Origin of the sequence: Thiobacillus denitrificans (assembly GCF_001530125.1) — a bacterium.
Lineage (GTDB): Bacteria > Pseudomonadota > Gammaproteobacteria > Burkholderiales > Thiobacillaceae > Thiobacillus > Thiobacillus denitrificans_C.
The window spans coordinates 2,932-11,825 of the sequence record NZ_LDUG01000047.1; the positions used below are offsets into that span (position 1 = coordinate 2,932).

Consider the following 8,894-nt stretch of genomic DNA (forward strand, 5'->3'; position numbering starts at 1 on the left):
TTCCGGATAGCCTCCTGCCGAGTCGTCGCGTACCGTCAGGGCGAGGCAGCCGTCAGTCATGCTTGCTTCGATTCGCAGGACCGAACGCGCGTGGGCAAGAGAATTGTGGATGGCGTTGATCAGGGCCATTTCAACCAGGTCGCGGTCGAAGAACCAGATTTCCGGCACGTCCGGCGCCAGCGCCGCCTCGACCCGGATGCGGCCGCGCGAGAGCGCCGCCGCCCGGTCCCGGATTTCGCGCACCGCATCATGCGGCGACCAGGCATCGATGGCCGGGCGGATCGACTGGTCGATCGCCTTGTAAATCTGCAGCGCCTGCTGCAGCCGGTCGACCACGCCCTGACACAGCAGCCGCGCCGCGTCGACTGTGGCGTCGTGTTCCGTCTCGCCCTGCTGAGGAATGCCGTCGATGGTCATCGACAGCAGGCCGAGATCGTTCTTCAGTTCATGGATCAGCGCGGCATACAGGTCGGTGCCTTTGAATTTCATGCAGTGCCCTATCCCCTATCTCTGGATGCCGAAACGGCTTTCCACGTCTTTCAGGTGCAGGCGCAGGCCCGCAATGCGCGTGTGGCCTGGGCCCTGGCGTTCCGCCTCTTCCAGATGGCGCCTGGCGGCCTCGATCATCTTTTCGTCCATGCCGGCCTGGTCGATGTATTTGAGAATCACCCATACGGCGTTCATCATGATGCGCGGGTTGTGGGGCGCTTCGGCGCACGCCGTCTGCAACTTGTCGACCGCGGTGCGGAAATCACCCCGCTGCGCCAGCACCACGCCCTCGTTGTTGAGCTTGCGCACGTCGGCGGTCGCCAGGGCAAGCACGGCAGTGCCGGCCTCGGTTCGTTCGGCTTCATCGTAGAGTTTGGCGCAGGCCTCGGTTCGTCCGGCTTCATCGTAGAGTTTTCGGGCCTTGGCCAGCAATGCCTCGCTGTCGTGGGCATTGCGCGCCACCTCGGCGACGATGCCGTCGGCCTCGTCGTGGCGGCCGCCTGCCATGCAGGCGTCGGCCATGTCCAGCTGCAAACTGGCATCGCCGCGCGTTTCACCGGCACGCAGTGCCATGGCTTCTTCCACGGCTTTCGCGGCGTCCTTCAGCTTGCCGCTCCTGATCTGCACCATCCCCTGCGTGACCGCCATCACCAATCGCCCTTCCGGGCTGGCCTGCAGGGTGGTTTTGTTCTTCTTCAGGGTGGCAGCAGCGCCCTGCACATCACCCTGTTCCAGCTGCACCCGGCACAGGTTGCCGAAGTCGCTGGGCGTGACGAAAACGAAATGAAGCCCCTTTTCCAGCACATTGGAAAAGGCGGTGCGGGCGGTTTCCAGATCGCCGTTGGTGTGGGCGATTTTCCCCAGTTACTGTTGCCGGCGAATCGTCCTGGCAGAAATGGCGACACCCTGTTCGAGCGCTTCCTGGGCAGCGGGGGCATCCTTCTTGGCCAGACAGACATCTGACAGCAGGTCGTATGCGGCGACCATTTCAGGTGCCTGTTCCATCACGCCGCGCAGCACATCCTCGGCGGCTTCGTCCATGTTTTGCAGGTGCCGCGTGCGGGCAAGACCCAGGCGCGCCCAGGGAATGGCACGCATCGTGATCACCTTTGCGAGGAGCGAAGCGACGCGGCAATCCAGAAATGCCCGCTTAATCAATGCGCTGGATTGCCGCGCTTCGCTCGCAATGACGGCTATATCAAATTAATCAGTATTTCCCTAGGTGCCCCGGCAGCGCACTGTCCGGCGGGCTTCGTCAGGATGCGGCCGGGGGAATTTCCAGTTCTTCCGCGTAGGGTCGGCTCGGATACTGGAAGGCAACCGGCCCATCCGGCTTGGCATGGACGAACTGATGCACGAAAGGGTCGGCCGAATCGACCATCTCGGCGGCGTTGCCTTCGGCCACCACCACGCCGTCGTGGATGAAATAGACATAGTCGGCGACCTTCAACGATTCCGACACGTCATAGGTCACCACGATCGAGGTCAGCCCGAGCGCGTCATTGAGACGGCGGATCAGGTTGGCGATGGTATTGAGCGAGATCGGGTCAAGGCCGGCGAAGGGCTCGTCGTACATAATCAGCATGGGGTCGAGCGCGATCGCCCGGGCGAGCGCCACGCGGCGCTCCATGCCACCCGAGAGTTCGCTGGTTCGCAGGGCGTGCGCGCCGCGCAGGCCGACGGCGTGGAGCTTCATCAACACCAGGTCGTGGATGACGTCTTCCGGCAGATCGGTGTGCTCGCGCATCGGATAGGCGATGTTGTCGAACACCGACAGGTCGGTGAACAACCCGCTGACCTGGAACATCATGCCCATCTTGCGCCGCATCGCGTAGAGTTCGGTGTTGTTCAGCTGGTGCACCACCTGGCCGTCAAATGTCACGCTGCCGCGCGACGGCCTGAGTTGGCCGCCGAAATGACGCAACAGCGTGGTCTTGCCGCAGCCACTGACGCCGAGGATGCCGACAACCTTGCCGCGGGGAATGGCGAGGTTGACGCCCTTGAGCACGGCATTGCTGCCAAACGAGAAATGCAGGTCGCTGACCTCGACCAGGTTTTCTGATGCGTGCTTCAAGGCTTTGCTTTCCAGGACAGGTGAATTCATCTTGTTTAGTTCGCGCCGGAATCAGGGCGCCGGCAGCAACGCGGCCGGCGCTTCCAGCGCGGCCTTCACCGCAACCAGAAACTGCACCGCGTCGCGGCCGTCGATCAGCCGGTGGTCGTAGGTCAGCGCCAGATACATCATCGGGCGGATCACCACCTGGCCGTTTTCAGCGACCGGGCGCTCCTGGATGGTGTGCATGCCGAGGATGGCCGACTGCGGCGGGTTGAGGATGGGGGTGGACAAGAGCGAACCGAAGACGCCGCCGTTGGTGATGGAGAAGGTACCGCCGCTCAAGTCTTCGAGGGTGAGCTTGGCATCGCGTGCGCGGCGGGCGAAATCGGCAATCGCCGCTTCGATTTCAGCCGACGACAGCGTCTGCGCGCGCCGCAGGATCGGCACCACCAGCCCGCGCGGGCTGGAGATGGCGATGCCGATGTCGACGTCGCCCTGCCACACGACGTCGTTGCCATCAATGGCGGCGTTGACGACAGGAAACTGCTGCATCGCCTGGCACACCGCGCGCATGAAGAACGACATGTAGCCGAGCTTGACGCCGTGCTTGACCTCGAACTCGACCTTGAAGCGCTGGCGCAGTTCGTTCACCGGCTGCATGTTCACCTCGTTGAAGGTGGTGAGCATGGCGGCGGTATGCTGCGCCGCGACCAGGCGTTCGGCCACGCGCTGGCGCAGGCGCGACATCGGCTCGCGGCGGCTTTCGCCCGGCGGGATGACGGCCGCGGCCGGCGCTGCAGGCAGCGGCACGCTGACCTTTTGTTCCATGGTCACGGCAGCCGGCGTGACGGCCGCTGCAGGCGCCTCACCTTTGGCCGGCAGGCTGGATTGCTTCCCACCACGGCCTTCGGCCTCGTGGCTAAAGGCAACGGCGCTCGCAATGACGGCAGTACCGGCTTCCTGCCCTGCCCCGATGCCTTCGCCGGTCTCGATCACCGCCACCACCTCGTCGGCCTTGACCACCGCGCCCTCTTCCCTGCGCAGTTCGACCAGGACGCCGGACGCCGGCGCGGGAATTTCCAGGATCACCTTGTCGGTTTCCAGGTCGACCAGAGTTTCGTCGCGCGATACCGTCTCGCCGACCTGCTTGCGCCACGGCAACAGGGTGCCGCTGGCAACCGAATCGGACAGGGTCGGCACACGCACTTCAATTTTCATACGGGGTCTCCAGCACGTCGCTCAGCAGGGCTTCCAGTTCCGCCCGGTGGCGTGAAAGGTAGCCCGACGCCGGCGCAGCGGCGGCAGGCCGTCCGGCGTAATGGAAACGCCGCCCGCCGGGCGCGCAATGGTTGAGATGATGCAGGGTCTGGTACCAGGCGCCCTGGTTCATCGGTTCCTCCTGCGCCCAGACGAAGGTGGCGGCCTGCGGATAGGCACCCAGCACCGCGCGGAATGCCGCTTCGGGGAAAGGATAGAGTTGCTCCACCCGAATCAGCGCAACGTCGTCCAGGCCGCGTGCCGCACGTGCCGCCTCGAGGTCGAACCACACGCGCCCGCTGCAGGCCACCACGCGCCTGGCATTTCGCGGTTCGAGCGAATCGTCGATTACCGGCAGGAATGCGCCGCTTGCAAGATCCGCCAGCGACGAGGTGGAGGCCGGATGACGCAACAGGCTCTTCGGGCTCATGATCACCAGCGGCTTGCGCTGTGGGCGCACGATCTGCCGGCGCAGCAGGTGGAACAGCTGCGCCGGCAGGGTCGGCACGCAGACCTGGATATTGTCCTGCGCGCACAACTGCAGGAAGCGTTCGAGACGGGCCGAGGAGTGCTCCGGCCCCTGTCCCTCGAAGCCATGCGGCAACAGCAGCGTCAGCCCGCACTGCCGCCCCCATTTGGCTTCGCCGCTGGCGATGAACTGGTCGATCACCACCTGCGCGCCGTTGGCGAAGTCGCCGAACTGCGCCTCCCACACCACCAGCGTGTCGGGGTCGGCGGTGGCGTAGCCGTATTCGAACGCCAGCACGGCTTCCTCCGACAGCAACGAATCGATGATGGTGAAGTCGCCCTGCTGGTTGTGGATATGTTCGAGCGGGACATAGACGCCGCTCTGGCGCCGTTCGCGTTTCTGGTCGTGCCACACCGCGTGGCGGTGGAAGAAGGTGCCGCGCGCTGAATCCTGCCCTGACACCCGCACGTTGTGGCCGGCATCGAGCAGGCTGGCGTAAGCCAGCGTTTCGGCGTAGCCCCAGTCCAGCGGCAGTTCGCCCGCACGCATCCTGCGGCGGTCGTCCAGCACCTTCTGCACCCGCGAATGAAGTTCGATTTCGTGCTGCAGGGTGGTGATGCGCTCGCCCAAAAAATCCAGGCGCTGCGCCGGCACCGCAGTCGGTACCTCGCTGGCCGGGCCGCCCTTGAAGCGGCCCCAGTCCATGCTATAGGTCTCCTTGAAATCGGATAAGGCGGGCGGGCTCAGCGATTCGCCGTGCTCCAGCCGCTCGCGGCAGTCGTCGACCAGATCATCGGCCTGCCCCTGTGTCAGCACGCCTTCGTCGACCAAGCGCTGCGCATACAGCGTGCGCGTGCTGGGGTGCGCCTGAATGCGGCGGTACATCAGCGGCTGGGTGGCGAGTGGCTCGTCCTGCTCGTTGTGGCCGTGGCGGCGATAGCACACCAGGTCGATGAAGCAGTTCTTGTGGAAGGTGTAGCGGTAATCGACCGCCGTCTGCACCGCAAAGGCCACCGCCTCGGGGTCGTCGCCGTTGACGTGCAGCACCGGCGCCTCGACCATCTTGGCGACGTCGGTGCAGTACAGCGTCGAGCGCACGTCGCGCGGGTCTGAGGTGGTGAAGCCGATCTGGTTGTTGATCACGACATGGATCGCGCCGCCGTTCCTGAAGCCGCGCGTCTGCGACATGTTGAGGCTTTCCATCACCACCCCCTGCCCCGACAGCGCGGCGTCGCCGTGCAGGATCACCGGCACCACCTCGTAGCCGAGCACATCGCCGCGCCGGTCCTGACGCGCGCGCACCGAGCCGCGCACCACCGGGTGCACGATTTCGAGATGTGAGGGATTGAAGGCCAGCGCCACGTGCACCGGGCCGTAAGGCGTGGCGAAATCGGTGGAAAAGCCCTGGTGGTACTTGACGTCGCCCGACAGCGGGATATCGGGGCCGCCAGGATTTGAATGATCGTGGCGCGGCTCTTCGTACAAGCTTTCGATGGTGCGTCCCATGATGTTGGCCAGCACATTGATGCGCCCGCGATGGGCCATCCCCATCACGACTTCCTTGGCGCCGTGGCGGGCGCAGCGCTCGATCACCTGGTCGAGCAAGGGAATCAGGCTCTCGCCGCCTTCGAGCGAAAAACGCTTCTGCCCGACGTGGCGCGTGTGCAGGAATTTTTCCAGCGTCTCGGCATCGGTCAGGCGCTTGAGCAGTTTCTTTTTCAGGTCGGTGGACACCCCGAATCGTCCCTGCGCCGATTCGATGCGTTCCTGCAGCCAGCGTTTGCGCGCGACGTCGGTGATGTGCATGTATTCGATACCGACATGCCCGCAATACGCCGTGCGCAGGCGCTGCAGGATGTCGGCCAGGGTGGTGCGCTCCACCCCGAACAAGGAGCCGGTCTCGAATTCGCGCGTCAGATCCGCCTCGGTCAGCCCGTAGTGCTCGGGGTCGAGTTCGGGCGTGGGCGGCGGCTCGAAACGCCGCAGGGGGTCGAGTTCGGCCTTTCGCACCCCCAGGTAGCGGTAGGCATTGATCAGCCGCAGCACCGCAACCTGCGCGGCATCCGATGCAGGCGCCGCGCCCGGCAGGGGCTGCGTCAGCCAGGGCGTCAGCGCGTCGTCGCCGAATTGTTCCAGATACGCCGCATTGCCGGCATACAGTGGCGAAGTCAGGTGCCAGTCAGGCGCGCTCATACAGAATCAGTCGGCGGGATGTTGCGGCTTACGCCCCGCGCTGGTCCAGCGGCACGAATTCGCGCCGCGCCGAGCCGGTATAGAGCTGGCGCGGACGGCCGATCTTGTGCGCGGGGTCGGACAGCATTTCGTGCCACTGCGCCACCCAGCCCGCGGTGCGGGCGAGCGCGAAGATCGCGGTGAACATGCTGGTGGGAAGGCCCATGGCGCGGAAGATGATGCCGGAATAGAAGTCGACGTTTGGATAGAGCTTCTTGGCAATGAAGTAGTCGTCTTCCAGCGCGATGCGCTCGAGTTCGAGCGCAATCTTGAACTGCGGATCGTCGCGCAGGCCGAGTTCGTCCAGCACCTCGTAGCAGGTCTGGCGGATGATCGCGGCGCGCGGATCCATGTTCTTGTAGATGCGGTGGCCGAAGCCCATCAGGCGGAACGGATCGGATTTGTCCTTGGCGCGCTTGATGAATCCGGGAATCTTCGAGACGTCATCGATTTCTTCCAGCATCTTCAGCACCGCCTCGTTGGCGCCGCCGTGCAGTGGCCCCCACAGCGAGGCCATGCCGCTGGCGATGCAGGCATAGGGATTGGCGCCACTGGAGCCGGCCAGGCGCACCGTTGAGGTCGAGGCGTTCTGCTCGTGGTCGGCGTGCAGGATAAAGATGCGGTCGAGCGCGCGCGCCAGCACCGGATTCGGCTCGTAGGGCTCGCACGGGCTGGAAAACATCATGTGCATGAAGTTTTCGGCATACGAGAGCCGGTTCTGCGGGTAGACGAAGGGCTGCCCCTCGTTGAACTTGTAGGCCCACGCCGCCACCGTGGGGATCTTGGCGATCAGGCGGTGGGCGACGATCTCGCGATGCTGCGGATCGAAGTTGTCCAGCCCCTTGTGATAGAAGGCCGACATCGCGCCGGTCACGCCGATCATCACCGCCATCGGGTGCGCGCTGCGGCGGAAGCCGCGGAACACGTTTTCCATCTGGTCGTGCAGCAGGGTGTGATGGCGGATCGATGTCTCGAACGCCCGCTTCTGCTCGGCCGTCGGCAGTTCGCCATGAATCAGCAGATAACTGACTTCCATGTAGTCCGACTGGTAGGCGAGCTCCTCGATCGGATAACCGCGGTAATACAGCAGGCCTTCGTCGCCGTCGATGTAGGTGATCGCCGAGGTGCAGCTGGAGGTGGCGGTGAAGCCCGGATCGTGGGTGAAGTAGCCGTGCGAACCGAGCGCGCGGATGTCGATCACCGGCTTGCCGTAGGTGCCCTGCTCGATCGGCAATTCAATCGAAGGGCTACCGTCGCTGAAGGTGAGGGTGACGGTTTTTTTCATTGCAATTCCAAAAGTGTTGCTGCCCGATAGTGTTGCAGGCGTTGAATGAGCGCTTTCAGTCCGGCATCGCCCGCAGGCGCGCGGCCTTGCAGCCGGTCGAGGATGTCCATGTCCGACAGGCCCAGCAGCCGCTCCAGCGCCGCTGTCTCGCAAGGCTGAAGTGTAGCGCGGTGCGCCGCCCAAAAGCCACCCAGCCAGATATCCAGTTCCAGCAGTCCGCGCCGGCAACGCCAGGTCAAGGCGTCAGACACGCCGCTTCACCAGCAGCGACTTGATGCGCCCGATCGCAGCCGTCGGGTTCAGCCCCTTGGGGCAGGCGTCGACGCAGTTCATGATGCCGCGGCAGCGATACAGCCGGTACGGGTCTTCCAGATTATCGAGCCGTGCGGCGGTCGCCTCGTCTCGCGTATCCGCGATGAAGCGGTAGGCCTGCAACAGCCCGGCCGGGCCGACGAAGGTGTCCGGGTTCCACCAGAACGACGGGCACGAGGTGGTGCAGCAGGCGCACAGGATGCACTCATAGGCACCGTCGAGCAGCGCGCGGTCAGCAGGGCTTTGCAGGCGCTCGACCTCCGGCTCGGGATCGTCGTTGATCAGCCACGGCTTGATCGAGCGGTACTGCTTGTAAAACGGCTCCATGTCCACGATCAGATCACGGATCACCGGCAGCCCCGGCAGCGGCCGCACTTCGATCGGTTGCTTCAGTTCGGACAAGGGCGTGATACAGGCCAGGCGGTTCCTGCCGTTGACGTTCACCGCATCCGACCCGCACACGCCCTCGCGACAGGAGCGGCGCAAGGACAGCGTCTCGTCCTGCGCCTTGATCGCCAGCAGCGCGTCGAGCAGCATCTTGCCGGCAGGCTCGATGTCGAGCTCGACGTCCTGCATGAAGGGCTTGGCGCCGGACTCGGGGAGGTAGCGGTAGAGGCGGAATTTCATGGGTGCCTCTCATTTGTCATTGCGAGGCGCAGCCGAAGCAATCCAGAACTACGTGCCCCAATGAAACGTTGGCTTAAACTGTCAATGCGAGGTAATGAAGGCCGCAATGACATATAGGCCGTCAACTCCGCCTGCATTCTGGATTGTTTCGCGTTGCTCGCAATGAC

Annotated in this window: 9 protein-coding genes; all 9 read right to left on the reverse strand. The window is 64.4% G+C overall.

Annotation, left to right across the window (positions count from 1 at the left end; genetic code table 11):
- Nucleotides 1-489, reverse strand: a 489-nt coding sequence (locus tag ABW22_RS17650; RefSeq protein ID WP_059758036.1) for a hypothetical protein, incomplete at its 3' end; no start/stop codon positions are given.
- A gap of 15 nt (nucleotides 490-504) precedes the next feature.
- Complete coding sequence (locus ABW22_RS14010; RefSeq protein WP_059758040.1) at nucleotides 505-1,293, reverse strand: tetratricopeptide repeat protein; 789 nt, start codon at nucleotides 1,291-1,293, stop codon at nucleotides 505-507.
- Between the two features lie 60 nt (nucleotides 1,294-1,353).
- Entirely contained in the window at nucleotides 1,354-1,587 is a 234-nt protein-coding gene (locus tag ABW22_RS14015; protein WP_157648660.1) for a hypothetical protein, read from the reverse strand.
- 157 nt (nucleotides 1,588-1,744) lie between these two features.
- The gene (locus ABW22_RS14020; RefSeq protein WP_237763357.1) at nucleotides 1,745-2,563 is read right to left on the reverse strand and encodes an ABC transporter ATP-binding protein; all 819 of its coding nucleotides are present in this window, start codon (nucleotides 2,561-2,563) and stop codon (nucleotides 1,745-1,747) included.
- A 51-nt stretch (nucleotides 2,564-2,614) separates the two neighbouring features.
- Nucleotides 2,615-3,763: a dihydrolipoyllysine-residue succinyltransferase gene (sucB, locus tag ABW22_RS14025; protein ID WP_059758050.1), complete on the reverse strand. Its 1,149-nt coding sequence runs from the start codon at nucleotides 3,761-3,763 to the stop codon at nucleotides 2,615-2,617.
- Complete coding sequence (locus ABW22_RS14030; protein ID WP_059758052.1) at nucleotides 3,753-6,464, reverse strand: 2-oxoglutarate dehydrogenase E1 component; 2,712 nt, start codon at nucleotides 6,462-6,464, stop codon at nucleotides 3,753-3,755. Before ABW22_RS14030 ends, sucB begins: the two co-directional genes overlap by 11 nt.
- A 28-nt stretch (nucleotides 6,465-6,492) precedes the next feature.
- Nucleotides 6,493-7,788 carry a citrate synthase gene (gltA, locus tag ABW22_RS14035; protein WP_059758055.1) on the reverse strand — a complete coding sequence of 432 codons (1,296 nt, stop codon included), beginning with the start codon at nucleotides 7,786-7,788 and terminating at the stop codon, nucleotides 6,493-6,495.
- Nucleotides 7,785-8,039, reverse strand: coding sequence for a succinate dehydrogenase assembly factor 2 (locus ABW22_RS14040; protein ID WP_059758057.1), 255 nt, complete (start codon nucleotides 8,037-8,039; stop codon nucleotides 7,785-7,787). Before ABW22_RS14040 ends, gltA begins: the two co-directional genes overlap by 4 nt.
- Nucleotides 8,032-8,727 carry a succinate dehydrogenase iron-sulfur subunit gene (locus tag ABW22_RS14045; RefSeq protein WP_059758060.1) on the reverse strand — a complete coding sequence of 232 codons (696 nt, stop codon included), beginning with the start codon at nucleotides 8,725-8,727 and terminating at the stop codon, nucleotides 8,032-8,034. The genes ABW22_RS14040 and ABW22_RS14045 overlap by 8 nt, the downstream gene beginning before the upstream one ends.
- Nucleotides 8,728-8,894: the final 167 nt, after the last annotated feature.

Coding starts and splice junctions, on each gene's coding strand:
- gltA (WP_059758055.1), bottom strand. CDS start 7,788: ATGAAAAAAACCGTCACCCTCACCTTCAGCGACGGTAGCCCTTCGATT.
- sucB (WP_059758050.1), bottom strand. CDS start 3,763: ATGAAAATTGAAGTGCGTGTGCCGACCCTGTCCGATTCGGTTGCCAGC.
- ABW22_RS14015 (WP_157648660.1), bottom strand. CDS start 1,587: ATGCGTGCCATTCCCTGGGCGCGCCTGGGTCTTGCCCGCACGCGGCAC.
- ABW22_RS14045 (WP_059758060.1), bottom strand. CDS start 8,727: ATGAAATTCCGCCTCTACCGCTACCTCCCCGAGTCCGGCGCCAAGCCC.
- ABW22_RS14030 (WP_059758052.1), bottom strand. CDS start 6,464: ATGAGCGCGCCTGACTGGCACCTGACTTCGCCACTGTATGCCGGCAAT.